The sequence below is a fragment of the Kocuria sp. CPCC 205258 genome, assembly GCF_040981005.1.
Taxonomy (GTDB): domain Bacteria; phylum Actinomycetota; class Actinomycetes; order Actinomycetales; family Micrococcaceae; genus Kocuria; species Kocuria rosea.
Map to the genome: position 1 here is coordinate 20761 of NZ_JAVKPS010000004.1, position 25483 is coordinate 46243.

Annotated in this window: 21 protein-coding genes; 9 read left to right on the plus strand and 12 right to left on the minus strand. The window is 74.5% G+C overall.

Features of this window, described 5'->3' with window-relative positions:
* Positions 1-2: 2 nt before the first annotated feature.
* From RF644_RS08440 to RF644_RS08450, 3 genes are read right to left on the minus strand one after another with little or no spacing between them, the layout of a single operon-like run.
* Positions 3-1646, minus strand: a complete 1644-nt coding sequence (locus RF644_RS08440) for an HAD-IIIA family hydrolase (protein ID WP_368796197.1) — start codon at positions 1644-1646, stop codon at positions 3-5.
* On the minus strand, positions 1643-3280 hold the full coding sequence (locus RF644_RS08445; protein ID WP_368796198.1) for a carbamoyltransferase: 1638 nt from the start codon (positions 3278-3280) through the stop codon (positions 1643-1645). Before RF644_RS08445 ends, RF644_RS08440 begins: the two co-directional genes overlap by 4 nt.
* Before the next feature lie 49 nt (positions 3281-3329).
* The gene (locus RF644_RS08450) at positions 3330-4313 is read right to left on the minus strand and encodes a polysaccharide pyruvyl transferase family protein (protein WP_368796199.1); all 984 of its coding nucleotides are present in this window, start codon (positions 4311-4313) and stop codon (positions 3330-3332) included.
* Between the two features lie 177 nt (positions 4314-4490).
* Here RF644_RS08450 and RF644_RS08455 point away from each other — a divergent pair, with 177 nt between their 5' ends.
* Together RF644_RS08455 and RF644_RS08460 are read left to right on the plus strand one after the other, a co-directional pair.
* Positions 4491-4862, plus strand: a complete 372-nt coding sequence (locus RF644_RS08455) for a hypothetical protein (protein WP_368796200.1) — start codon at positions 4491-4493, stop codon at positions 4860-4862.
* Complete coding sequence (locus RF644_RS08460; RefSeq protein ID WP_052132711.1) at positions 4859-5131, plus strand: hypothetical protein; 273 nt, start codon at positions 4859-4861, stop codon at positions 5129-5131. The genes RF644_RS08455 and RF644_RS08460 overlap by 4 nt, the downstream gene beginning before the upstream one ends.
* 7 nt (positions 5132-5138) lie before the next feature.
* On the opposite strand, the gene RF644_RS08465 is transcribed toward RF644_RS08460, so the two are convergent.
* Positions 5139-5924, minus strand: coding sequence for a cytochrome c oxidase assembly protein (locus RF644_RS08465; RefSeq protein WP_368796201.1), 786 nt, complete (start codon positions 5922-5924; stop codon positions 5139-5141).
* Positions 5921-6379, minus strand: a complete 459-nt coding sequence (locus tag RF644_RS08470; RefSeq protein WP_368796202.1) for a DUF2243 domain-containing protein — start codon at positions 6377-6379, stop codon at positions 5921-5923. The genes RF644_RS08465 and RF644_RS08470 overlap by 4 nt, the downstream gene beginning before the upstream one ends.
* A gap of 139 nt (positions 6380-6518) precedes the next feature.
* On the opposite strand from RF644_RS08470, the gene pepN reads away from it, so the two are divergent.
* Entirely contained in the window at positions 6519-9143 is a 2625-nt protein-coding gene (gene pepN, locus RF644_RS08475; protein WP_368796203.1) for an aminopeptidase N, read from the plus strand.
* Between the two features lie 112 nt (positions 9144-9255).
* Here pepN and RF644_RS08480 read toward each other — a convergent pair whose 3' ends face one another.
* Positions 9256-9459, minus strand: a complete 204-nt coding sequence (locus RF644_RS08480) for a hypothetical protein (RefSeq protein WP_017834330.1) — start codon at positions 9457-9459, stop codon at positions 9256-9258.
* A gap of 66 nt (positions 9460-9525) precedes the next feature.
* A complete protein-coding gene (locus RF644_RS08485; protein WP_368796204.1) occupies positions 9526-10950 on the minus strand; it encodes a hypothetical protein in 1425 nt (474 codons plus the stop codon).
* Between the two features lie 191 nt (positions 10951-11141).
* On the opposite strand from RF644_RS08485, the gene RF644_RS08490 reads away from it, so the two are divergent.
* From RF644_RS08490 to RF644_RS08500, 3 genes are all read left to right on the plus strand, one after another.
* The gene (locus tag RF644_RS08490) at positions 11142-12299 is read left to right on the plus strand and encodes a hypothetical protein (protein WP_368796205.1); all 1158 of its coding nucleotides are present in this window, start codon (positions 11142-11144) and stop codon (positions 12297-12299) included.
* Positions 12296-13978 carry an ABC1 kinase family protein gene (locus RF644_RS08495; protein WP_368796206.1) on the plus strand — a complete coding sequence of 561 codons (1683 nt, stop codon included), beginning with the start codon at positions 12296-12298 and terminating at the stop codon, positions 13976-13978. The genes RF644_RS08490 and RF644_RS08495 overlap by 4 nt, the downstream gene beginning before the upstream one ends.
* A 197-nt stretch (positions 13979-14175) precedes the next feature.
* Positions 14176-14880: a BTAD domain-containing putative transcriptional regulator gene (locus RF644_RS08500; RefSeq protein WP_368796207.1), complete on the plus strand. Its 705-nt coding sequence runs from the start codon at positions 14176-14178 to the stop codon at positions 14878-14880.
* 554 nt (positions 14881-15434) lie between these two features.
* Here RF644_RS08500 and RF644_RS08505 read toward each other — a convergent pair.
* Both RF644_RS08505 and RF644_RS08510 read right to left on the minus strand, forming a co-directional pair.
* Positions 15435-16865, minus strand: a complete 1431-nt coding sequence (locus RF644_RS08505) for a M28 family peptidase (protein WP_368796397.1) — start codon at positions 16863-16865, stop codon at positions 15435-15437.
* Positions 16866-17106: 241 nt separating this feature from the next.
* Complete coding sequence (locus RF644_RS08510; RefSeq protein ID WP_368796208.1) at positions 17107-18501, minus strand: aldehyde dehydrogenase; 1395 nt, start codon at positions 18499-18501, stop codon at positions 17107-17109.
* 222 nt (positions 18502-18723) lie between these two features.
* Here RF644_RS08510 and RF644_RS08515 point away from each other — a divergent pair, with 222 nt between their 5' ends.
* The 3 genes from RF644_RS08515 to RF644_RS08525 all read left to right on the plus strand — a co-directional run bounded on the left by RF644_RS08515 (position 18724) and on the right by RF644_RS08525 (position 21315).
* Positions 18724-19425 (plus strand): SDR family oxidoreductase, encoded by a 702-nt coding sequence (locus RF644_RS08515; RefSeq protein ID WP_115162636.1) that lies wholly within the window; start codon positions 18724-18726, stop codon positions 19423-19425.
* A 181-nt stretch (positions 19426-19606) separates the two neighbouring features.
* A complete protein-coding gene (locus RF644_RS08520; protein WP_368796209.1) occupies positions 19607-20281 on the plus strand; it encodes a hypothetical protein in 675 nt (224 codons plus the stop codon).
* A gap of 143 nt (positions 20282-20424) precedes the next feature.
* Positions 20425-21315 carry an oxygenase MpaB family protein gene (locus RF644_RS08525; protein WP_368796398.1) on the plus strand — a complete coding sequence of 297 codons (891 nt, stop codon included), beginning with the start codon at positions 20425-20427 and terminating at the stop codon, positions 21313-21315.
* A 13-nt stretch (positions 21316-21328) separates the two neighbouring features.
* Here the strand turns inward: RF644_RS08525 and RF644_RS08530 are convergent, their stop codons facing one another.
* The 3 genes from RF644_RS08530 to RF644_RS08540 all read right to left on the minus strand — a co-directional run bounded on the left by RF644_RS08530 (position 21329) and on the right by RF644_RS08540 (position 25474).
* On the minus strand, positions 21329-23098 hold the full coding sequence (locus tag RF644_RS08530; protein WP_368796210.1) for a glycosyltransferase family 4 protein: 1770 nt from the start codon (positions 23096-23098) through the stop codon (positions 21329-21331).
* Between the two features lie 104 nt (positions 23099-23202).
* Positions 23203-24267 carry an LCP family protein gene (locus RF644_RS08535; protein ID WP_368796211.1) on the minus strand — a complete coding sequence of 355 codons (1065 nt, stop codon included), beginning with the start codon at positions 24265-24267 and terminating at the stop codon, positions 23203-23205.
* Positions 24268-24409: 142 nt separating this feature from the next.
* Positions 24410-25474, minus strand: coding sequence for a biotin/lipoate A/B protein ligase family protein (locus tag RF644_RS08540; protein WP_368796212.1), 1065 nt, complete (start codon positions 25472-25474; stop codon positions 24410-24412).
* Between the last annotated feature and the right edge of the window lie 9 nt (positions 25475-25483).

Genomic DNA, 25483 nt, shown 5'->3' on the forward strand with positions numbered 1-25483 from the left:
GCTCAGCCCCGGGCCCCGGCCGCGACCGGGCGGGCGTCGGGCCGGGCGGCCGTCCCCCCGTCCGCCGCGGGGGCCAGGACGGCGGCGACGGCCTCGCGCAGGGTCCGGGCGACCACCGGGGCGGCCGCCACCTCCTCCTCGCGCGTCACCGGCGTGGGGACCAGGACGCTGCTCGCGCCGGCGGCCTGGGCGGCCTCGACGTCCGCGCCGATGTCGCCGACGAGCACGCACTCGGAGGGGTCCACGCCCAGCTCCGCGGCCGCGGCCAGCACCATGCCGGGCCGGGGCTTGCGACACGCGCAGTCCTGCTCGGGGGCGTGCGGGCACAGCTGCCAGGTGTCGAAGGGGCCGAGCAGCTCGGCCACGCGGGCGTTGACGGCGTCGACCTGCTCGCGGGTCAGCAGGCCGCGGCCGATGCCGGACTGGTTGGACACCACGCCCACCCGCAGCCCGGCCGCGCGCACGGCGTCGACCGCCTCCCGGGCCCCGGGGACCAGCTCGACCGCGTCCGGGTCGCCGTTGTAGGGCACGTCGTGGACCAGGGTGCCGTCCCGGTCGAAGAGTACGGCTCGCACCGGGACGGGCCAGGGCCCGGTCCCCCGGTGCCGCCACCAGCCACCCGCCTTGTGCCGCACGGCGGCCACGGGGATCGTGACGCTGGTGCGGACCATGCGGTTGAGCTCGGGCAGGAACTCGGGGTCGCCGGGGCGTGGCCCCGGGACCGTGCGCAGCAGCACGAACCGGCCGGTCAGCCAGCCCCACGCCGCGGCGCCGGCGCCGGCCGCGGCCAGGGCGGAGCGCCGGGCGGGCCGGTGGCCCAGGGCGGTGGCGGTGAGCGCCGCGCCGGCGCCCGCGCCCGTGGCTCCCAGGGCGGCGACCGTCGCGGCGTGCCAGCGGAAGCCCCCGGGGGGAGCCTCGGCCGCACGGCGCCAGTCGGGTCCGTGCAGGCGGCGCATCAGGGCGTCGTCGGCGTTGCCGGCCTGCACGCGCAGGCTCACGAGGTCGTCGGCGGGACGCACGGGGTGGGTGATCCGGCGCTGCCCGCGCACCAGCTGCCACCCGGCCCGGCGCACGCGCAGCGCGAGGTCGGCGTCCTCCCGGTAGGCCCGGGGGAAGCGCTCGTCGAAGCCGGAGACGGCCTCGAGCGCGGCCGTGCGGTAGGACATGTCCGCGGTCGCCCAGTCGGCGTCCTGCAGGGACGCGGTGTTGCGCTCCCAGTCGGTGGGCCGGCGGGAGCCCGGGAGGGGGACGTCGATCCGGCCCTGGGTCGCGCCGACCTCCGGGCCGCACGCGGCGAGGTCCTCGGCCAGGCGCTGCGCCCAGCCGGCCGGCAGCTCCACGTCGTCGTCGAGGAAGGCGACCCACTGCGCCCCGGAGCGGCGGGCGACCCGCCAGCCGCGGTTGCGCGCGGCGGCCGGGCCCCGTCCGTAGCCGCGGACGGTGCGCACGGTCCAGGCCACGGTGCCGGGCACGCGGGGCCGCAGCGGCTCCACGTCGCCGGGCCGGTCGTCCACCACCACGACCTCGAGCGGTCCCGGGTGGTCCGCGTCGACGTCCTGGGCGGCGAGGGTGTCCAGCAGCCACTGCAGGCTCGGCCGTCCCATCGAGGGGACGACCACGGCGTAGGTCGTGGGCGCGGCCGTCACTCGGCCCCCTCGAAGAAGGCGGCGCGGCGGACCAGGTGCGGACCGAGCACGAGTGCGGCCACCGGGGCGGAGCCGAAGAGCTCGAGGGCGTCGCGCGGGTCGTCGACCATGGGCCGGCCGGCGGTGTTGAGCGAGGTGTTGACGACGACGGGCACGCCCGTGCGCTCGTCGAAGGCCCGCAGCAGCGCGGCGATCCCGGCGTTGTCCTCGTCGGTGACCGTCTGGATCCGGGCGGTGCCGTCCACGTGGGTGACCGTGGGGATCCGCTCGCGCCACTCGGGGGCCACGTCGTGCACGAAGAGCATGAAGGGGCTGGGCAGCGGCCCGCCGCCGAAGATCTCCGCGGCGCGCTCCTCGAGGACCATGGGCGCCACCGGCCGGAACTGCTCGCGGCCCTTGACGTCGTTGAGCCGTTCGAGGTTGTCGGGGTGGATCGGGTTCGCCAGGAGGGACCGGCGGCCCAGCGCCCGGGGCCCGAACTCGCTGCGGCCCTCGAACCAGGCGATCACGCCGTTGCCGGCGAGGATGTCGGCGACCTCGCCGGCGAGGTTCTCCGGGGTGGTGAAGGGCACTTGGGCGGTGCTCAGCCACTGCGCGAGCTCCTCACCGGACCAGCTGCGCCCGAGGGCCGCGGTGGGCTGGGGCGCGCCGAGGTCCCCGGCCTCCTGGGCCAAGTGCAGGGCGGCGCCGAGGGCGGTCCCGGAGTCCCCGGAGGCGGGCTGGACCCAGACCTCCTCGAAGGGCGTCTCGCGCCAGATCCGGGAGTTGGCCACGCAGTTCAAGGCCGTGCCGCCGGCCATGGTGAGCACCGTGTCCCCGGTCTGCCCGTGCAGCCAGGTGGCGAGGTCCACCAGGACCTCCTCGACCACGGCCTGGACCGAGGCGGCGAGGTCGGCGTGGTCGCCGCCCCAGGTGCCGTCGTCGATCCGGCGGGGCGCGAAGCGGGTCCAGTCGGGGGCCTGGGCACGGAAGCCGCCGTCGCCCGTGGCACGGACGATCTCGCGCAGCTCGGGCAGGAAGCGGGGCTCTCCGTAGGAGGCGAGCGCCATGACCTTGAACTCGTCGCTCGAGCGCAGGAAGCCCAGGTGGTCGGTGAGGGACTCGTAGAGCAGGCCGAGGGACTCGGGCAGGGCCTGGCGGTGCAGGATCTCCAGCTCCCCGTCCCGGTAGCGGCCGGCGAGGTGCGAGTGCGCCTCGCCGCGGCCGTCGACCACCAGGACGCTGCTCGTGCGCGTGGGGGCGGCGAGCCCGGCGGAGGCGGCGTGGGCCACGTGGTGCTCCACGAACCGGACCTTGTCGCGGTCCAGGCCCGGCAGCGCCTCGGCGAGGAACCCGGCGGCGCGCCGGGCGTAGTCCACGCGCACCGGGTCGTACGGGTCGTCCGGCATCTCGGCGGCGATGGCGGGGTCGAAGGAGTAGCCGACGGCGTCCAGGTCGGCGGGCGTGAGCCCGGCCTCGGCGAGGCACCAGCGCATCGCCTGCTCGGGCAGCTCCCACGCCGAGAACGGCACGGGGCGCTTGCCGTGCTTGCGGCGGGAGAAGCGCTCCTCCTCCGCCGCCGCCACCACTCTGCCGTCCACGACGAGAGCCGCCGCGGGGTCATGAAAAATCGCGTTGATGCCCAGGTAGTTCATGGTTCGGAGTATGGCACAGAATGATCAGGCGGCTGATCTAGGGGCCGTGTCAGCCCCGGTGGGGCCGGGTCTCCGCCGCCTCGAGCAGCTCCGGGCCGAACTCCCGGTCGAACTCGCCGTCGGCGTCGCGGCCCGGCTCGCCGGACAGGTCCCCGAGGAGGTCCCCGACGAGCTCGTCGAGCTGCTCGAAGCCGCTCGGGACCATCGCCGCCCTCTCCTCGGCCGCCGCACGCCCGGCCGGGGACAGGCACCAGCGCAGCTGCTCGTCGAGCCGGCCGGGGTCGAGCTCGTCCGCTCCGACCACGGCCGGCCAGTCCCAGGCCCGCGCCTGGGCCGTGACCTTCCCGCCGCCCGCGACGGGGTCGACGGCGAGCACGGGAACCCCGGCCCGCAGCGCCAGGACCAGGCCGTGCATGCGCATGCTCACCACGGTGTCGAGGCGGGCGATGACCGACCCGGTCTGGGCCGCGGTGGCGGACAGCCGCCAGTCCCGCGGGTCCAGGCGGGTGTCCAGTGGCAGCCGGGCGGCGTCGAGCCGGCCCAGCCACTCCTCCAGCCCGGACCGGACGGCGTCGTGCCGGCGGCGGGGACCGTACTCGTGCTGCCCGCCGGTGAGGTAGACGCCCAGGACGGGCACGAGCTGGGGCACGGCCCGCGCGGCGAGGTCCCGGCGGGCACCGGCACCGGGGCGGTCGCGCGCGATCACGCGGTGGAACCCGGCGGTCACCGGGTCCTCGGGGTCCAGCACGCTGACCCCGACCGCGATCCGGCGGCAGTGCGCGAACTGCTCGTGCAGCTCGGCGATCGACCGTCCCGTCGCGGGCCCGCACACGAACAGCAGGTGGGTGTAGCGCACGGGCTCGACGTCGTCCAGCCGCAGCCCGCCGGGCGGGCACATGACCGCGCTCCAGGCGACGTCGTGCGGGACGCCCGCCGTGCCGAGGGCGTCGGCGACGGCGTCCATGGCGAGGACGTCACCAGCCGTCGCCTCGCCGTGCAGGACGCTGGACCAACCGACCACGAGTGTGCGCATGGCGTCGACGCTACCGGCCGGATCCGGGCCGGGAGCCACCCCGCGGGCGGACTGTGGGCACTGTCACCTACGGTAACGAGTCGGCACAGCAACTGGTGACCCACGTCACGGGCGTCTAGGCTCGATGGCACGGGTCGAGCAGCCGGCCGTGACGTCCTGTCGTGGAAGGACCCCTCCATGGACCACTCCCTGTCCGTCGTCGTGCAGATCGAGCTGGACACCCGGTGCGTGCACCTGGTGGTCACCGGCGATCTCACCGAGCGCAACCACCGCGTCCTCACCCCCCTCGTGGCCCGCGCCCGCACCCTGGTGCCCGGTGCGGCCGTCGTCGTGGACCTCACGGGCGCCCAGCACGTGGACCCGGGCGGTCTGGACCTGCTGCGGTGGTCCCTCGACCACGACCCCCTCCCGGAGTCCGGTGGCGCCATCCGGGTGCTCACCCGGCCCGCGCCGTTCGGCCTCGCCGAGGCGGCCCGCCCCACGGCCGGTGCGCCCGCGCCGGCACCCGCGCGCTGGAACGGCGCCGAGCCGGGCGGGGTGGCGGCGTGAGCGGCGTCGACGTCGCCACGTCGCCGGCCGGCACCGGCGCCGGGGGCACCCGGGACTGCGGCACGTGCCTGAGCCCGGACTGCGACTTCCCCGCGGAGCTCTCCGCGCTCCCCCTCGTGGAGCTGCAGGTCCTGCACAGCCGGGTGGTCTGCCAGCTCGAGCACGAGTACCTGCTCAACACCGACGGCCCCCACCCCGTCACCCAGGACCGCCACGAGGAGCTCGTGGCGGAGCTCGAAGCCCGCCGGGACGCGGCCCCCGGGGCGTGAGCGGTTCTCAGGCGACGGACCGGGCCGCCCGGACGCGGGGCCGCCCGGCGGCGTACCACCGGGCGAAGAGCACGACGATCAGGGCCACGTCCACCACGTCCCCGCCGTAGTACATGAGCTGCGCCCCCGTGCGGGCGTCCGACGCCCCGACCCCGTCCGGTGGGTGCCCGTACAGGTGCTTGGCGAGCGCCGAGTGGACCGCCACGAAGCCGACCAGCACCGCCGCCCGCACGCGGAAGGAGCCCCGGTGCGGGTCCGGGTCCACCCCGACCACGGCGGCGGTGAAGACGCAGCCCGCGAGGAGGACGTGGAGGTGCACCGCCGCGTGCACGGCCACGGAGGTGTGCATCGTGCCGTACAGCCCGGTGGTGTAGAGCACCCACAGGCCGCCCGCGTTGAGCGTCCCGGCCACCACTGGACGGGTCACCGCCCGGACCGCAGGCGTGCGCAGGAGACGGGACAGGGTGCGGGCCTGGGCCACGGGCAGCGCGCGCAGCGCCAGGGTCACGGGGGCGGCGAGCACCAGCAGCAGCGGGGCGGCCATCCCGAGCAGCAGGTGTCCGGCCATGTGGGCGGTGAAGCCGGCGCGGGCGGCCCCGGCCAGGGGCCCGACCAGCGCCGTGCCGGCGCACAGCAGTCCTGCGAACCACAGCACCGTGCGGTGCGCCGGCCACGGGCCGCGGTGCCGTGCCGCCCACAGCCCCGCGGCCCAGCCGGCGGCGGCCAGGACGAGCAGGGCGAGCACGGTCGCGTCGAAGAGCGCCCAGCCGGTGGTCCCGTGGTCGTGCGTCATCGGCGCGGGCGGGCGGTCCGGTGCGGGCGGGTCCGGCGCAGGAGCAGGAGTCCCGCGGCGAGCGCGAGCACGGCCGTGCCGATCCAGGTGGCGTCGTAGACCAGCAGGTCCACGTCGTAGCGGATCTGGTGGATCCTGAGCACCTTGTGCAGGACCACGCCGTCGACGAGCTGGAACGCGCCGAGGCCCGCGAGCAGCCCCCCGGTCCAGCGGCCCCAGGACATGGCGCCGCGGCGGCGGATGTCGGCCAGCAGGAAGAGGGAGCCCACGGTGACGAACCAGCCGAAGGCGTGGAAGAGCCCGTCCGAGGCGAGGGCGACACCGGTGGTGGAGAGGTCGTAGAAGTGGTGCCAGTGCAGGAGCAGGTGGAAGACGGCGAGGTCCACCACGGAGGCGGCGATGCCCGCCCCCAGCAGCGCGCCGGCGATCACCGTCCGGCGGTCCTGGTCGGCCATGGTGTCCTCCTGGTGCGGGCGGGCGGGGTTGCGACCCAGCCTACGGCCGCCCGGGGCCCGGCCGTCCAGACCCGGGTTGTCCGCGGCCCGGCACGGCAGGGCCCGGCGGGCGGACCGGCCCGGGTGGTTCAATGGCACGGTGCGCAACGACAACCTGACCCGCCGCGAGACCGCCGACCGTTCCGAGCTCGTCGCCGTGGAGAGCTACGACGTCCTGCTGGACCTGTCCACCGCGCCGGACCCGGAGGCGGACTCGTTCCGGTCCGTGACCACGGTGCGCTTCGCCGCGGAGGAGGGCGCCCAGACGTTCCTGGACTTCATCGGCCGCTCCGTGGAGTCGGTGACGGTCAACGGCCGGGAGCTGGACCCGGACGACGTCGTGGAGGGCGCCCGGATCCGGCTGCCGTCCCTCGAGGCGGCCAACGAGGTCACGGTGGCCGGGCGGGGGCTGTACTCCCGCTCCGGGGAGGGGATGCACCGGTTCGTGGACCCGGCCGACGGCCGGGTCTACCTGTACACCCAGTACGAGCCGGCGGACGCCCGCCGGGTCTTCGCGAACTTCGAGCAGCCGGACCTCAAGGCGTCCTTCCGGTTCACGGTCCTGGCCCCGGACGGCTGGCAGGTCTCCTCCAATGGGGTGCGCATGGCGGCGTCCCCCGCCCCGGAGGCCGAGCGGCCCGGGGCGGTGCGCCACGAGTTCGCCCCCACGGAGCGGATCTCCACGTACATCACCACGGTGCTGGCGGGCCCGTACCACCGGGTGGCGGGCGAGTGGCGGCACTCCTTCGAGGACGGCAGCCGCATGTCCGTGCCGCTGGCCCTGTACTGCCGCGCCTCGCTGGCCGAGCACCTCGACGCGGCCACCGGCGCCCGCGAGCTGTTCGACCTCACCCGGCAGGGACTGACGTTCTTCACCGAGCTGTTCGGCTACCCGTACCCGTTCGGGAAGTACGAGCAGGCGTTCGTGCCCGAGTACAACCTGGGTGCCATGGAGAACCCCGGGCTGGTGACCTTCACCGAGGAGTACCTGTTCCCGGACGGGGCCACCCGCGCCCAGTACCAGGGGCGGGCGAACACCCTCATGCACGAGATGTCCCACATGTGGTTCGGGGACCTCGTCACGATGACGTGGTGGGACGACCTGTGGCTCAAGGAGTCCTTCGCCGAGTTCATGGGGGCGCACGCGTCGGTGCAGGCCACGGATTTCGAGGAGGCGTGGATCGCGTTCGCGGACCGCCGGAAGGCCTGGGCCTACCGGCAGGACCAGCTGCCCACCACGCACCCGGTGGTCGCCGACATCCACGACCTCGAGGCCGCCCGGCAGAACTTCGACGGCATCACCTACGCCAAGGGCGCCGCGGTGCTCAAGCAGCTCGTGGCGTTCGTGGGCTACGGCGCGTTCGTCGACGCGTGCCGCGCCTACTTCCGCCGCCACGCCTACGGGTCCACCACCCTGGAGGACTTCCTGGCCGTGCTCGAGGAGGCCTCCGGGCGGGACGTGCGCGGCTGGGCGGAGTCCTGGCTGGGCACCTCCGGCGTCACCTCGCTGGCCCTGGACCTCGCCCGGGACGACGACGGCACCGTCACCTTCGCGGCGCTGCTCCAGGACCCCGGCGCCGGGGTGCTGCGCCCGCACCGGCTGCTGCTCGGCGGCTACGAGCGCGGCCCCGGGGACGTCCTGGTGCGCACCGGCACGGTCAGCGTGGACCTGCCCGCCGAGTCCTCCGTGGAGGTCCCGGAGCTCGTGGGCTCGACCGCGCCGCTGCTGGTGGTCAATGACGAGGACCTCACCTACGCCAAGACCCGCCTGGACCCGCTCTCGCTCACCACGGCCCTGAGCTCCCTGTCCTCCGTGGAGGACGACATGGCCCGCGCCCAGCTGTGGTCGGGGCTGTGGAACGCCACCCGCGACGCCGAGCTCGACCCCGGGGACTGGGTGGGCGCCGTCCTGGACCACGGCTTCGCCGAGCCGCAGACCGGGATGTTCTCCACCGCCGTGGACCACGCCGTGGAGGCCGTCGAGCGCTTCACCCCGACCGCCAGGCGGGCCCGGCTGCGGGGCCGGCTGCTCGACGCCGCCGTCCGGGAGCTGCGCCGGGCGGATCCGGGCAGCGACCGTCAGCTGGCCCTCGCCCGGCTCACCGCCCGCACGGCCCGGCGCGACGGCAGCCACGCCGGCTGGCTGCGCGACCTCCTGGGCGGGCGGGATACGCTGCCCGGGCTGCGGCTGGGCTCGGACCTGCGCTGGGCGCTGTGGACGGCGCTCGCGGCCACCGGCCACGGCGAGGACCCCGTCCTGGACGCCGCCCTGGAGCGGGAGCGCGCCGCAGACCGGACCCGTACCGGACAGGTGGGCTGGGCCCGGGCCCGCGCCGCCCGCCCGCTCCCCCGGGCGAAGGCCGAGGCGTGGGACGCGATCACCGGTGACGAGCTGTCCAACGACCTGCTGAGCGCCACGGTCGCCGGCTTCCAGCTGGGCCCGGCGGAGCTGGTGGAGCCGTACCGGGAGCGGTACTTCGCCATGCTGGAGGAGGTGTGGGCGCGCCGGTCCATCGGGATGGCCACCCGCATCGTGCAGGGGCTCTACCCCGCCGGCGCCGATCTCGAGCCGGGGCACGACCCCGAGCACCACCCGGTGCTCGCCCGCACGGAGCTGTGGCTGAGCAACCACGCCGGGGCGCCCGCCGCCCTGCGCCGGATCCTGGTCGAGGAGCGGGACCACCTGCTGCGGGCGCTGCGGGCGCAGGCGGCGGCGCGCCCCTGACCCCCGCACGCCGGGGCCGGCCCCGGATCCTCCGGACAGCAACAGTCCCCCCGGTGCGCACCGGGGGGACTGCGACGGTCCGGGGGACCCGGCGGTTCCGGGCGGCGCGGGCTCAGGTGGCGGGGCGCCCCGAGCGGCGCAGCACGCGGTCGACGGCGCGCTGGGCGTCCTCGTTGGACTTGAAGACCCGCCGGTCGAGGCTCTGGCCGAGCGACATCGACGAGTTGCCCAGCTGCAGCAGGTTCACCTTGGAGTCGTTGCGGTGCTCGCGGCGCGGCTGGGGCGCCTGCGGACCGGTCCGGGCGTCATAGGCCATGGTGGATCCTTTCCGTGACACCTCCAGTGTAGGAGGCCGCCGTCCCACTGAACAGAGCGCCGCCGGTCATCGGCCGTGCCGCCGCGCCCGGGACGTGAACCAGCCCCGGTCCACGGACCGCCGCACCCACCAGGTGCGCGCCACGAGCACGAGGGACAGCACGTGCAGCAGCACGAGCACCGACCAGTACGCCGCGGCCGCCACCGGGGTGAAGGGGACGGAGGCCGCGCCGGCGAGCATCAGCATGACCAGGGCCTCCAGGTTCAGCGCGTAGCGCAGGGGGCGCATCACGCGCACGGAGATGTCGTGCTCGGGCTGCCGGTTGATCCAGGACAGCAGCACCGCCACCACGGACATGACGATCGAGGCCGCCGCGGAGGGCACCTGCCAGCCCGGTCCCAGGACGTGCTCCCGCACGGTGGCGACGAGCCCCACGAGCAGCAGGACCGCGGTGATGAGGCTGACCGCCACGGAGGCGAATGCCGTGATCCCCTGCCGGGCCGGCAGGATCACCATCTCGCAGAAGGCGTCGTCGAACCGGGACGTGGGCCGCAGCGCCAGGTGGCCGCGCACCGCCCCGGGCCACCGCCGCACGGCGCGGTCCTCGGCGAGCACCCGGTCCACCGCCCGGTGCGAGCCGCCCGGCCCGCCGGGGCGCCCGCCCTCGTGCGAGAGGACCGTGAACTCGTGCAGCCGGACCTCCGGGGGCACCGTCAGCTCCAGGTGGAAGCTGCGGCAGGACGCGAGGTCGTGCAGGCCGACCCGGCCCACCCAGGGCATCCAGCAGTGCCGCAGCCGGTCCCGGACGCGCGGTCTCCGGCCGGCGGCGTACTGCTCGTCCATCGAGTACTTGAGCACGAGCCGGCGCCCCGCGAACTCGGCGGGCAGCGCGAAGGTCAACAGGAAGCCGCGGGCCAGCTGGTCGGCCACGGTGGTGAACAGGGCGAGGTCGGCCTCCCAGTGCTCGGCGTCCTCCGCCGGCAGCCGCCCCCGGTCGACGAGCTCCTGGACGACGGCGCGCAGGTGCTCGCAGTAGGCCCAGAACCCGTCGAGGGCGTCCTCCACGAGCAGCTCGGGGGCGTGCACGATCGCGGGGACGTGGTCGTCCGCCAGGACGGCCGCCTCGGCCAGCGGCAGCTGCTCCGGGATCAGTCCGCGCAGCAGCAGCTCGGCGAGCGCGCCGTTGTCCTCCGTGCTGAGGACCGGGACCGGGTCGCCCTGGCAGACGGCGTCGAAGTTGCGCAGGGGCTGCTTGGCCTGGATGGTCACGGGCACCAGCAGCCGGCCGGCGGCGTCGGCCGGCCACGGGGCGCGCGCGGCGAGGTCGACGTCGAGGGAGACCTTCCGGCGGGTGACCCCGTCGGGGCTCATCAGCACGGACTCCACGCGCCGGTGGATCCAGTCGCCGGGGCTGAGGAAGAGCGTGCGCAGCACGTCGACGTCCACCGCCGGGCGGTCCGGCTCGGGCGGGAGGTCCTGGCCCTGGGGCATCCGCGCGCCTCCTTCCGGGGTCCCGGTCCGGCTCTCGTCCCGGGCGGTCACCGGGGCACGCCCGGTGTCCTGATCGGTCATCATTGCACCAGTCAGCGCGGACACCGTACGGGCCCGGCGGTGGACCGGGCGTCACGGGAATCGTGAGAAGCTATTGACGACTTGATGCCCCAGCTCCATCGAGGGAGACCATGACCGACTACGCGCTCAACGACCGCGGCTCTCTGGAGATCGTCACGGAGAACTTCTACGACACCGAGATCATGCGGGTGTTCGGCGGTCTGTCCTTCGGCAAGCTGCGCACCTGGACGGGCAACGCGGCGCTGGTCCCGGAGCCGGACAACCCCTTCGACCCCCACACCGTCTCGGTGCGGATCGGGCCCAACAAGATCGGCCACCTCGCCCAGCAGGACGCGCAGCGGTACTGGCCCTACCTCGCGCGGGTCATCGCGTCCGGCTACACGCCGGTGGCGCCGCTGAAGCTGGAGGCCACGGTCCTGCGCCAGGACGGGCAGGCGGAGGTCGACGCCGCGGCGCGGCTGTCGATCGCGGCCCCGGACCTGCTGTTCCCGCTCAACACGCCCCCGGCGCAGGCCGCGGTGCTGCCGCAGGGCCCGTCGATCAAGGTCCTGGACGAGCAGGAGTTCGCCGAGTACCTGCACAGCGTCATCCCTCCGTCCGGGGAGGGCCGCGTGATGCTGACCCTGGAGACGAACAAGGTCCGCAACCACCACGGGCAGACCCTGGACATCGTCGACGTGCTCTACGAGCGCCGGCAGGTGGGCCGGCTCTCCACGCAGATGTCCCAGCAGTTCATCCCGATCATCGACCACGCCTTCCAGCAGGAGAAGCTCACCGCGGTGTGGGGCACCATCCGCGGCTCGGCCTTCGAGGTCTCGATGACCCTCCAGGCCGCGCGTCCGGAGGACATTCCCGCGGAGTGGTTCGAGCAGCTGCCCAACGACGTCCCCGAGCTCCTGCCGCCCGGCGGCAATTTCGCCGTCCCGGACGCCTACGTCGCGGCCGAGGCCGACCGCTCGCGCAACGCGAAGAAGTGGCGCAAGGGCCTGGCCGTCTCCGCGGCGGGGTCCGGGGGCGCGGAGCGCCCCGGGCACGACGACGACGTGTCCGCCCAGCGCTCCTCCGCCGGCCCCGGGGCCGGCGTGCTCGGCCGGGTGCACGCGGCCGTGTGGGCGCTGCTGGCCATGACCGTGCTGCTGGGCGGGGTGGGCGTGGTCTTCCTCGGCATCGAGCCGCTGGTGAGCGCGCTGTGCTTCATCGTGGCCGTCGCGACCGGCTTCATGTCCTTCTACCTCGCCCGGATGAGCACCGGAGCGGCCCGCCGATGATCAGCCGCCGGGAACGCTTCCTCCAGATCCTCGAGGTCCTCTCGAAGCACGGCTTCGGCTTCGCCCTTGGCGGGATCAAGGAGGAGTGGCGCGCACCGCTGGCCCGGGTCCGGCTCATCGACCCCGACAAGCTCTACAGCCAGCCGGTCCACCTGCGGCAGGCCCTCGAGGAGCTCGGCCCCACGTTCGTGAAGCTCGGCCAGGTGGTCTCGACCCGGCCGGACCTGCTGCCCCCGCGATACGTGCAGGAGCTGACCCGGCTGCAGGACAGCACGCCCCCGGTGCCGCCGGAGCGGATCCGGGCGATGATCGAGTCGGAGCCCGACTCCGCCGCCGAGGAGATCCTCGCCGAGATCGACCCCGTGCCGCTCGCCACGGGCTCGATCGGCCAGGCGCACGCGGCCGTCTACAAGGGGGTGGACGTCGTCGTGAAGGTGCGCCGCCCCGGCGTCGTCGAGGAGGTCAACCGCGACCTCGAGATCCTCGCGGAGCTGGCCAAGCTGCTGTCCACCTACTGGCCGGCGGTGCAGCACTTCGACCTCGTGGGTCTGGCGGACGAGTTCGCCCAGTCCCTGCGGGACGAGCTGGACTACCTCACGGAGGCCCGCAACGCCCAGCGGATGGCCGAGAACTTCAGGGGCGACCCCCGGGTGCACGTCCCGGAGATCTTCTGGGAGGCCTCGACCTCCCGGATCCTCACGATGGAGCGGATCCGCGGGATCAAGATCAACGACTACCCCGCCCTCGAGGCCGCCGGGCTCGACCGGCACCTGCTGGCCGTGGACTCGACCGAGGCCATCTGCCGGATGATCTTCGAGCACGGCTTCTTCCACGCGGACCCGCACCCCGGGAACCTCTTCGTGGAGACCGGCGGGCGGATCGGCATCATCGACTTCGGGATGATGGGCACCCTCACCGACGAGTTCCGGGACCACCTGGTGACCCTGATGCTCGGCGTGGTGCAGGAGAACCCGCGGCGGGTCGCCGCGGGGCTGCTGGGGCTGACCTCGCAGGAGCTGGACGTCAACAAGAAGGACCTCGAGCGGGACGTGGCGATCCTGCTGCGCCGCTACGCGAACAAGCCCCTGCACGAGGTGCGGGTGGGCCACCTGATGGGCGACCTCATCGGGATGCTGCGCCGCTACCGGATGCACCTGCCGCGCGAGTCCGCCTTGTTCCTGCGGATGCTCGTCACGGCGGAGTCCGTGGGCACCGGCCTGGACCCGGAGTTCGACCTCGTCTCGGTCCTCGCCCCGTACGCCCAGCGGTTCGTGCTGCACCGGCTCTCCCCCGAGATCCTGGCCAAGCGGGCGCGCGAGATCCTGCAGGACGCGGTGCAGATGGGCGTCGAGGCCCCCGAGTACCTCCGGCGGCTCATCGTGGTGCTGGAGCGCGGCGGCTTCGACGTCCACCTGCGCGCCGACGAGTTCGAGCCGCTGCTCAAGCGCGGCGAGAAGATCGGCCACCAGGTGGTGGCCGGCGCGGTGATCGCCGCGTCCATCAACGGCATGGCCCACATCCTGGCGTCCGACCCGGAGCGGTGGCGGAAGTTCCACACCCCCCTGATCGCCGGCGGCGCGACCACCGTGGGCACGCTCACCGGCTACCTCGTGCTGTCCACCAACGTGCCCAAGGTCCGGCGCCTGGCCAACACCATCCGGGTCCGCCGCCGCTTCTGAGCCCCGGCCGGACCAGGTTCCTGCCAACGCCGCCGCATTGTGTCGATATGGCGGGCGAGGAGGGCGATACGGAATCGTTGCCGTAGGGACCTCCGCCAAAGATCCATGTCATTTCTTTGACATGGCATGCCCCGGCACCGAAGCTGACAGTCATCGACCTCTTCACCGCGGGCAGCCACTCAGCAGGGGGACCGGCCATGCACCACGAGAAGCACGTCACGCGCCTTTGCCTGCTGGGCGGCTGGGAACTGTCCGTTGGCGGCGTGAACATGCTCGTGGGGCACCGACAGCAACGCCTGCTGGCCGCCCTCGCCGTACACGGCAGGAGATCACGGCACTTTCTCGGCGGGCTGCTGTGGCCCGACTGCACGGAGGCCCACGCCATGGGCAGCCTGCGGGCCTCGGTCTTCACCATCACCCGCCGGCTGCCGGGGGTCATCGCTGCCCGAGGCCACGAGCTGCTCCTGGAGGACTCGGTCGACGTGGATCTTCACCGGCTGCTGAACTTCCTGGCGCGCCCCACGACTTCCCCGATCCCGGACGACCGGTGGTGTGTGGACCGATCCCGCGTGGAGTTGCTGCCCGGGTGGTACGACGACTGGGTCCTGGCCGAGCAGGAGCGCCTCCGCGGCCTGTACGCCAACGCCCTGGAGCAGCTCGCGCAGGCCGCCCTGGACCGGCGTGACGTCTACCGGGCGCTGACCCTTGCCCAGACGGTCCAGGACCTGGACCCACTTCGGGAGAGCGCCGTTCGGATCCTTGTCCAGGGGCACCTGGCGATCGACAACGAGGCGGCGGCGCTGCATGCGTTCCGCTGTTTCCAGGCCACGCTGGCCCACGAACTCGGGACACTGCCCTCGGCACGGATCACCGGCATGGTCTCCGCGTTGCAACGACCCTGACGAACGGGGCGTCTACCTCGGCACCTGCCCACGGCCTGGGACCATCGGGCTACGAGCGCGATCTGCTTGCTCAGTCCAGGCGCTCCGTCCGCCCGACGACCAACGCGTCTGCGATGCAGTCCCCGCCGATGCCCACTCCAGGCGGCCGAGAGGTGCGGCTCAGTCTCCCCTTCAGGCCGTGGCTGACGTCAAGGACGCGGATCGAGACCGGTCCGCTCCTGGTGAGGACCAGGCGCGGCGTGGCGCTCTCGGGCGGGGACGCGAGGAACCAGCCTTCGAACCGGCCGCGCTCAACGCGGGTCGCGGCCGCATGCCCCATCAGTTCCACCCCCAGCACCACGCCGCCTCCAGCACCACACCTTCCGGAACAGAGACGTGGACGGATTCCACCTCACGCCGGGGCTTGATCCGGCGCAGAACTGTGCGCACGTCTCCTTATGCGTGATCGGACTCGATGCCCACCCGCGAGGCCGGCAGCGCCGCCGCTCACGCCGGACCCGTGGCCAGGTCTCCACCGAGTACCGGAAAGCTGCGCGAGAGATCCTCCCGGCCGGTCAGGTAGGACACCGCCCAGTCTTCCGGTCGGCCGTCCAAGCCGGCCCACACGGCCCGCCGGTGTCTGCGTCTACCGCATAGGCGAGGTGGGACGGGCCCGGGTGAGCGGCGTCGAAGCGGTCCATCACCAGGCCGACGACAAAGCACGAGGCAGCGAGGGCAGTCAGCGCGAGCGCCGGCAGGCCCCCTGCCGGAGGAAACGAGGTCGGGGAAGACTGTCTCCAGCGCGGGCACGAGGACCAGGACCAGGAGGGCCGCCACGAGCGTGCTGCTCCGCCCCGTCGAGCCCGCAGGCAGGGAAGACGAGGACCACGGTGGGCTCGAGCACCAGAACGACCACCGCCGCCCCGTGGACGGCGGCGAGGGCGGATCTCCGTGCCGAGGTGGCAGCAAAGACCGCTCCGCAGGTGGCGAGGGCGGCCAGGTTGGCTCCTCGGGGAACGACGGCGGGCAGCACGATGCCCGTGATGGCGAGGACACCGAGAACGCCGAGGAGCCCGCCGGCTCCGATCCGCTGGCACACCAATGCGTACCAGGCCAGGAACACGGCCAGGACCAAAGCGAGCACCGCTGCCCGACACCACCCCGGCCGCCAAGGGCCGAGCATCTGGGCGTATCCCGAGTGCAGGGCCACGACGAGCTACCACAACGGCCGGGTCAGCAACGAAGTTGCGGCCAGTGGCACCGTGGCGGCCACAAGACCCGTCACCACGCCGACGCCCGTCACCGTGCCACGACGAGGGGCCGCGGCAGTCGCCCCCACGACGGTCGCTGTTGCCAGCGCAGCCAAGGGCCACGTCCACCCCGCCGGATACTGCACTAGAAGCCTCAGGACCCGGAAGTGCGTGATGTCGGTGTCGCTGGGGTCGATCAGGGTGGGAACGCCCATGTCCCCCAGCGCGCGGGTCATGGCCAGGGCGTTCGTGCCTTGGTGCTGGAGGGTCCCGGGGTGGACCCCCGCCGGGCGGTCTTCCGGCCGGCGGAGCCTCGCGCCTCCAAGTTGAGCACCAGCCCCCGTCTGCGGCCAAGGGGTGCTCATTCACGAACGCCTCGGCGCCGAACAGGAAGTTCTCCTCGGCGTCGTTAAGGACAAGCACGACATCAATGCGCGGGCGCGGGCCCTCGGCGAGCGCCCGTGCCGTCTCCAGCAGCGCGGCCGCGGCTGCTCCGTTGTCACCCGCACCCGGTGTCAAGGGCTGATTGCCGTGGTGGACGACCAGGAGAATGCATCCCGTGGGATCGGTGCCGGGCAGGACCGCCACCACGTTGTGCACCGGAGCAGCGGCGAAGTGCTGACGATAGCACCGGTGGATACCACGGCGACCTGAGTTTCCAGGCGCAGACCGGGCCCCGTCAGCACCGATTCCAGATAGCTGCGGAACTCCGCCGATGTGGGACTTCCGGTGGGCCGGGGCGCCACCGCGATTCACTGAAGATTGACCTGGGCCCGCGCGGCGCTGAGATGCAGCAACGCGCGTCCTGAGGCAGCGGAGAGGGCGGTAATACTCCCAGGACGCTGCCCACCCCGGCCGCGATGAGAGTCAGGAGCGCAATGAGCCCGGTCACGCACGCGACCGTGGGCGGAGATCCAAGACTCATCCTGGGCGCCGTCCACAGCGCCGTGCGAGGACTCCCGATGCACGGGTCGGATGGTAAAGGAGCCAGTGGTTCTCAGCTGGCCGCGGGCGGCATCTCCAAGTGCACGACCTTCACCTGGGTCATCTCGTCGAGGAGCTCGGGGCCGTAGCCGAAGCCCGCGCCGGACGCCCGCCGTGGCTGCGCCGCACCGCCCGGGGCGCCGCCGAAGACGTTGTTGACCTTGAGCGTGCCCACCGGCAGCTCGGCCACGGCGCGCTGGGCGTGGGCGATCCGCCCGGTGAGCACGGTCGCGGCCAGCCCGTAGCGGTCGGCGGCGGCCAGCCGGAGCCCCTCGTCGAAGCTGTCGACGACCTGGACCGGCGCCACGGGCCCGAACGTCTCCTCGGTCATCACGGTCATCGCGGGGGTGCACCCGCGCAGCACGGTGGCCGGGTAGAACGCGCCGGGGCCCTCCGGGACCTGGGCGCCCTCGAGCACGACCGCCCCCTGGGCGACGCTCTCGGCGACCTGGCGGTGGACCTCCTCGCGCAGCCGCTCGTCGACCAGCGGCGCGAGCGTGCCGTCGGTGTTGCGCCGGCGCGCCTCCTCGGCGAGCGCCTCGAGGAACGGCTCGGCGACGCCGCGGTGGACGTAGATCCGCTCGACCGCCACGCAGATCTGGCCCGAGTTCGCGAACGCGCCGAGTGCGGCCTGCCCGGCGGCCCAGACGGGGTCGACGTCGTCGTCGACCACCAGGGCGTCGTTGCCGCCGTTCTCCCGGACCACGTGGGCGCCGGTGCCGAGCGCCGCGCGGGCGATGGCCTCCCCCGTGGCGGTGGAGCCGACGTGGGCGAGGACGTCGACGCCGGGCAGCGCCGTGAGCAACTCCCCCACGGCGGCGCCGCCGGTGACGGTGCCGAGCACCCCGGCCGGCAGGGCCCCGGCGAGGATCTCCCCGAGGCGGGCCCCGACGTGGGGGCAGCGCTCGCTCGGCTTGTGCACCACGGTGTTGCCGGTGACGATCGCCGCGCCCAGCAGGCCCGCGGCCACGGCCACGGGGTCGTTCCAGGGGGTGAGGGCGACGACGACGCCGCGCGGCTCCGCGACCGTGTAGTCGGCCGCGAGCACGCTGCCGCGCAGGCTGTGGCCCCGGTGCACCGGGCCGAGCTCGGCGTACTGGTGGAGTGTGCCGACCCCGGCCATCACCCCGCCCAGGGACTCCTCGACGGGCTTGCCGGTCTCGCGGGCGTTGAGCTCGGCGAGCTCCTGGGCGTGGGCGGCCAGGCGGTCGGCGGCCGCGCGCAGGGCCTTCCCGCGCTCCTCGGGGGCGGTCCGGGCCCAGTCCCGGGCGGCGCCGCGGGCGGCAGCGACCGCGGCCCGCACCTCCTCCTCCGTGGCGGCGGCCAGGGTGCCGACCGTGGACCCGTCCCGCGGATCCTGCACGGTGAGCTCGGTCGTCGGGGCGGTGGCGGGTGCTGCGGTGGTCATGGAACTCCTTCTCCGTGCGGGCGGGCGTCCTCCGGCCGTGCGGGTGCGGACACCCCGGGGGCCGTCCTGATGAGCATACTGATGAACGGCTCGGGAGCGGCTACGGTAGCAGGGACCAGGCCGCCGCACCCGCGGCGCCTGCCCCCTGTTCCGACGAGGAGCAGCACGCCCGCCCGCGGCACCGGCCGTGGGCGCGGCCGTGTCCAGCAGAGAGGAAGTTGCATGAGTCTCCAGCCCACCAATCCCGGCCGGGTGCTGATCACCGGCGGTGCCTCCGGGCTCGGCGCCGCCGTGGCGGAGGCGGTCCGCGACAACGGCGGCACCCCCATCGTCCTGGACCGGGACATCAGCACGCTCACCGGCGTCACCGCCTACGAGGTCGACGTGGCGGACACCGCCGCGGTGACCGAGACGGTGCGCCGGGCCGTGACGGACGCCGGCGGCCTGGACGCGGTCGTCACCGCGGCCGGCATCGACCGCTGCGGCCGGCTCGAGGACGTGGCGAGCACCGAGTGGGAGAAGGTCGTGCAGGTCAACCTGTTCGGCACCGTGTCCACGGTGCGTGCGGCGCTGCCCGCCCTGCGGGAGTCCCGGGGGCGGGTCGTCACCGTGGCCTCCACCCTGGCGCTGAAGGGCGTCTCGGACGCGACGGCGTACTGCGCCTCCAAGTTCGGGGTGCTGGGCTTCACCCAGGCCCTCGCCGCGGAGCTCAAGGGCGAGGTCGGCGTCACCCAGCTCATCCCCGGCGGCATGAAGACGCGCTTCTTCGACGACCGGGACGAGCAGTACAAGCCCCAGGACGACTCCCAGCTCAACGATCCGGAGAACGTCGCAAACGCCGTCCTGTTCGCCCTCGGCCAGCCCCGCGGGTGCGAGATCCGCGAGCTGTTCGTCGCCCACGCCGAGGAGGGCTCCTGGCCCTGATCGGCCCTGCGCACGGAGGGACGGCCGGACCGGACCGCGGAAACGCCTCCGGCCCGGCCGTCGCCGCTGGTGAGAGCACGGTTGTCCCCACAACGGGCGACGGGTCGGGCGCGGGCAGATCATGACTGCGCATCTAGACTGATGACCTCTCCCCGACCGCACAGGAAGGCCTGACGTCAGCGTGGACTCCCCCCTCGACACCACGGTGGCACGCGTCCCGATCACGGTGCGCTGCCTCGACGAGCACGGCCGGCCCGTGCGCCTCTCGGCGCGCACGCTCGGACGCGGCTCCACCGACCTGCAGGACCTGCTGCGCCGGGCCTACGCCGCCGTCCGGGAGGACTGCCCCGCCGAGACCGTCACCGTCTCCTTCCTGGAGGACTGCCGGGGCCGGCTGCAGCTGGAGTACCTGGTGGTGGACCGCACCCGTCCGAGCCGCTGGCGGCGGAACCGCGAGCGGGGCCGCGCGGAGGACGTCCGGACGGCGCTGACGGAGGCGACCATCGTCGTGACCCTCGCGGTCGAGGCCGTCGGGGCGGTCGCCGCCGCGTCCACGGCCCGGTGGTCCGAGGGCGACACGCCCAACTTCGCAGACCTGGTCCTCGACGGTGCGCGCACCGTCCGGCTGCCCGGCGCCGTGCGCGCCCTGCTCGGCGACGACGCGGTGCTGGAGCTGCTGCGGGGCACCATGGCGATGTTCCTGGACGACGACGTCGAGCAGCTGGTCATCGGCAAGGACCCCGAGCTGCCGGGCCGCTACCAGGAGACGGTGGTCACCCGCTCCCCCGCCCTCGTGCGCTTCCTCCAGGGCGGGCCCCTGGCCGGACTGGTCCCCGGGGGCTCCGAACGGCCCTGAGCTCCCGACCCTGCCCGTTGCGGCCCCGCCCCGGTGGCGGATCCGGGCGCGGTCCTGCGCGGCGCGCCGCCGCGGATGTCGGAGGCGGCGGCCATGATGGGCCCGACCGGTCACCGGGACGGAAGGGGCTCGACGTGGGACTGATGGCGCCGCTGCAGGACAGGCTGCGCACGACCTTCGCCGGACAGGCGGACCGCGTGCCGGAGTGGGAGCTGGCGCTGGCCGACGGCCAGGACGCCGGGCACTTCCGGCCCGGTTCGGCGGTGTGGGCCGTGCACGGGTCGATGGCGACCATCCCCGCGGGCGTTCGCGCCCTGCTCACCCAGGCCCTGCACCCGGGGGCGCTGGCCGGCGTCGTCGAGCACTCGGACTACCGGAGCGACCCCCTGGGGCGCCTCGCCGGGACCATCCGGTGGATCTTCACCGTCACTTACGGGGACACCACCGCCGCGCACCGGGCCTCGGCGCACGTCCGCCGGATCCACGACGGCGTGCGCGGCACCTACACCGGGGCCGACGGCGTGCGGCGCCCGTACTGCGCGAACGACCCCGAGCTCGCCGAGTGGGTCCACCTGGCGTTCACGGACGCGTTCCTGCGCTCCCACCAGCGGTGGGGCGGGACGATCCCGGGCGGGCCGGACGCCTACGTGCGGGAGTGGGCCGTGGCGGGCCGGCTGATGGGCGTGGAGCGGCCGCCGCGCTCCGAGGCCGAGCTGGACGAGCGCCTCCGGTCCTTCGGCCCCCGCCTCGCCGGAGGCCCGCGGGTGGACGACGTCGTGGCGTTCCTGCGCCGCCCGCCCCTGGACCCCGTGCTGCTGCCGGGCTACCGGGCCCTGTTCGCCGCCGTCGTGGACTCGCTGCCCGGGGACCGGCTGGACCTGCTCGGTCTCGAGCGTCCGCGGCTGGGCCCCGTTCCGCTGCCCACGCGCGGCGCCGCCGGGCTCACCCTGGCGGTGGTCGGCCGCGCCCTCGGGGAGACGGGGCCGAGCGAGGCGGCCGCACGCCGCCGCCTCGCTCGCCTCGGCCTGCTCTGAGAGCGCACCGCGCTCAGGCCGAGGCCTCCTCGGTCCCGGCGCGCCCGGTGACGTGGTCGTAGGCCTCCGCGGCCGCCGCGGCCACGCCGTGCCACGTCCGTCCCGGCACGACCCGGCGCCGGCCCTCGCCGCCGAGGCAGCGGCGCACGGCGGGGCACTCGAGCATCATCCGCAGGACCGTGGCGAGGGTCTCGGGCTCCTCCGGCGGGGTGAGCATCCCGGTGATGCCGTCGGCCACGGTCTCGGCAAGCACCGGCAGCCGTGAGGCGACCACGGGGGTCCCGGTGGCCAGGGCCTCGACGGACTCGGTCGGGGCCGCGGCCCGGGTGACCGGGCGGTCCTTGCGGGCGACCACGAACACGTCGAACGCCTGGTGGTACTGCACGACCTGCTCGCCCGGGACCCGCCCCGTGAAGCGGACCCGGTCGCCCAGGCCGAGCTCCGCGGCCAGGCGCTCGAGCTCCCGCCGCGCCGGGCCCTCGCCCACGACCACCACGAGCAGCTCCGGCACGTCGGCGCGCACGAGGGCCGCGGCGCGCAGGAGGTCGTCGAGGCCCTCGTGCTCCACCAGGTCCGCGACCGCGCCCACCACCCGGGCCGTCTCCGGCAGCCCGAGGACCCGGCGCGCCTCCCGCAGGGGTCGGGGATCCGCCAGGTAGGGGCCGTCCACGGCGGGGAGCGCCACGCGGACCGGGACGGGGCCGGCCGGCAGGGCCCGCGTCAGCGCCCGCACCCGCTCGCCCATCGCACGGCTCGTGGTCACCACGTCGGCCGCGGCGGCCAGGACCTCGGCCTCCCGGGCGCAGTCGAGCCCGTGGCGCTCGCTCGTGGCGGCCTCGGCGGGACGGGAGGCCGCCCACCGGTCGGCCGGCAGCTCGCGCACCTCGTAGACCCACGGGATGCCCAGGGCCTCGGCCACCGCGCGGGTCACGAGGCCGTTGCCGGGGCGGCTCGTCGTGTGCAGCACGGCGGGCCGGGCGCGCAGGGCCAGTTCGAGCAGGGCCTGCGCCTCCTGCTGCAGTCGTGCCGTGGGCAGCAGCGCGCGGCGGGCGGGCAGGATCCGGTGGTAGGAGACGCCGTCGAGCACCTCGGGCGCCGGCCCGTGCGACCGGCCGTCGGCGGGCACGGGACCGGGGCGGGTCACAGCGGTCACGGTCCAGCCCTGGGCCACGGTCGCGGACAGCAGGGAGTGGTGGCGCGGCGCGCGGCGGCCCCGGGCGCGCGGCGGGGCCTCGGCCAGCACGTGCAGCACGGAGGCGGCCTCCGGCCGGTAACCGACCACCGGGGTGAGCGCGGGACGCCAGCCGGAGAGCAGCCGCAGGTCGTCCTCGTAGTGGAGCAGCCGGCGGCGCTCCCCCGGCGTGGCTCGCCCGGCGGCCACGGCGCGCCGGAGCTCGACCACGGCCTCCGAGATCCGGCCGACGTGGCGGTGCCGGCGGGCCCGCGTGCCGGCGAGGTCGCTGGTGCCGGGCGGCACCAGCGCGAGGAACCGGTCCGCCTCGGCCACGCGGCCCGCGGACAGGGCGGCCTCGGCGAGGCGGCGGGCCGCGCCCGGCGCGGGACGCCGGCGGCGGGCCCGGCCGAGCCGGTGCTCGAGCTGCCGCTCCGCGCGCGGGTCCGGGCCCAGGGTGCGGGCCACGGCGGCCCCGGCCTCGGGCCAGGGACTGCGCAGCAGGGCGCGGGCGGCGGGTCGCGCCGCGGCGGCGGGGAGGACCCGGGCCGCGGGCAGCCAGAAGGCCTCGGGCTCATCGTCCGGACTGAAGGGGCGGGGAGTGTGCGGCATGGCCTTCTCGCGGGGGGGGGTCAAGAGGGGCCGTCCCGGTCGATCACGGGGCGTGCTGCGGGCGGGGGAAGACGTTCCACGCCGGGTCGGGGGCCGGTGGGGAACTACTGATCGTCAGGGTTCAGCGTAGCAAGATATGGGCCCAGATCGTCCGCCGCGACGGCCGTGCCGATGCCCGCCATCGCCTCGAGGTCGGGCAGGACCACGGACTGCCCGTCCGGGGACACGCCGAGGCCCTGATCGGGGGCCGTGGTCATCCGCAGGTCCCCGGCGGAGAGACCGGCCAGGTCGGGGGCGAGCCCGGCGATCCACGCCGCGTCGAGCCCCTCGCTCACCGTCAGGTAGGGCGAGAAGTCGCTGACCACGGTGTGCAGCCGGACCGGGTTGAGCAGCGTCTGCGGGCCGAGCAGCCGCTCGAGAGCGGACTGGACGTAGTTGCGCTGGTTCTCCACCCGCTGGAAGTCCCCGTCCTCGAAGGCCTTGCGCTCCCGGACGAACTCGAGCGCCCGTTTCCCGTCCATGTGCTCGGGGCCCTGCTCGAAGGTCATGCCCTCGTTGGACACGAAGTCCTGGGGCACGTCGACGGTCACGCCGCCGAGGGCGTCGGTGAGGGCCTGGAAGCCGGCGAAGTCCACCTCGGCGACCTGGTCGACCCGGGTGCCGAAGAGGTCCTCGACCGTCCCGACCATCAGCGGGACGCCGCCGAGATCGAGGGCGGCGTTGATCTTCGCCTCCCCCACCCCGGGGATCGGCACCCACGTGTCCCGCAGCACGGAGATGACGTAGGCCTCGCCGCCGTCCTCGGGAAGGTGCACCAGCATGATGGTGTCCGCCCGCACCCCCTCCACGCCCACGTCCGCCCGCCCGCCGGGCTGGCTGTCGGCGCCGAGCAGCAGCACGGTGGTGCCCCGGTCCTGGGCGGAGCCCGCCGCGGGGCGCCCGCTCTCGGCGGGGAACGCGTCGTCCACGACCCGCTTGCGGGCGTCGAAGGTCCGTCCCAGGTTCCAGACGAACGCGGCGGCCACCAGGGCGAGGACCAGCACGAGACCCAGGAGCACCAGTAGCACGCGACGGACCGGGCGGCGGCGCGGCGCGGCCGGCGCGCGCTCGGCACCACGCTCGGCACCACGGTCGGCGTCGCGGGCGGATTCGCGGTCGTGGACGGTCATCAGAGGCTCCCCGTTCGGTGGGTCGGGCGGACGCCGGTCGCGGCACCTGTCCCGGCCGGTGCGCCCATGCTAGGCCGCCGCTGCTCGGAGGTCGCCCGGAGGTCGCTGGGAGAGCCGGGGGCGGAGAAGGGCCACGAGCGGATCAGGGCACCCGGGCGATCCACTCCGGCGTGGCGAACTTGTTGCGCACGAGCTCGCGGGCGGCGGCGATCTCGGTGTCCCGGACGGCGCCCTCCGCGGCGCCGTAGCGGCCCGCGAAGACCTCTACGAGCTTGCCCACGACGTCGGCGCGGGCCATGCCGGTCTGCCGGCGCAGCGGGTCCACGCGCTTCTTGGCCGAGCGGTGCCCCTTGTCGGAGAGCTTCTCCTTGCCGATCCGCAGGACCTCGGTCATCTTCTGCGCGTCGATGTCGTAGCTCATGGTCACGTGGTGGACCATCCCGCCGCCCGCGAAGCGCTTCTGCGCCGCTCCGCCGATCTTGCCGTGCTCGGTGGCGATGTCGTTGAGCGGGACGTAGAACGCCTCCAGGCCCATCTCCTGGAACGCCTGCATGACCCACTGGTCGAGGAACGGGTAGGACTCCGAGAAGCTGAGCCCGTCCACGAGCGTCTGCGGCAGGTACAGCGAGTAGGTGATGCAGTTGCCCGCCTCCATGAACATGGCCCCGCCCCCGGAGACGCGGCGCACCACGGAGACGCCGTGCCGCCGGGCGCCCTCGGCGTCCACCTCGTTGCGCAGGGACTGGAAGGACCCGATCACCACGGACGGCTCCTCCCAGTCCCACAGGCGCAGGGCGGGCGGGCGCCGGCCCGCGCCCACCTCGCGGGCGAGGACCTCGTCGAGCGCCAGGTTCTCCAGGGTGGGGCGGACGGTGGGCGGGATGACCTCCCACGCGTGGTCGTCCCACGTCGTGGCGTGGGCCAGGGCCCGGCGGACCGCGGTGGCGATCGCCTGTGGGGAGAAGCCGAACAGCACGACGTCGGGCGCGAGGGCCGCCTCGACCGCCGCGACGATCTCCTGCGGTGAGGCGTGCTCGCTGAGCCCGGTGAGCGCCGCGTTGATGTCCTCGAGGGCCTCGTCGGGCTCGAGGAAGAAGTCCCCGTTCACGGAGACGTCGGCCAGCCGCCCGTCGACCACGTCCAGGTCCGCGACCACGAGCTTGCCGCCCAGCACCTTGTACTCCCCGTGCCGCCGCTCCTGCGCCATCCGTGTCCT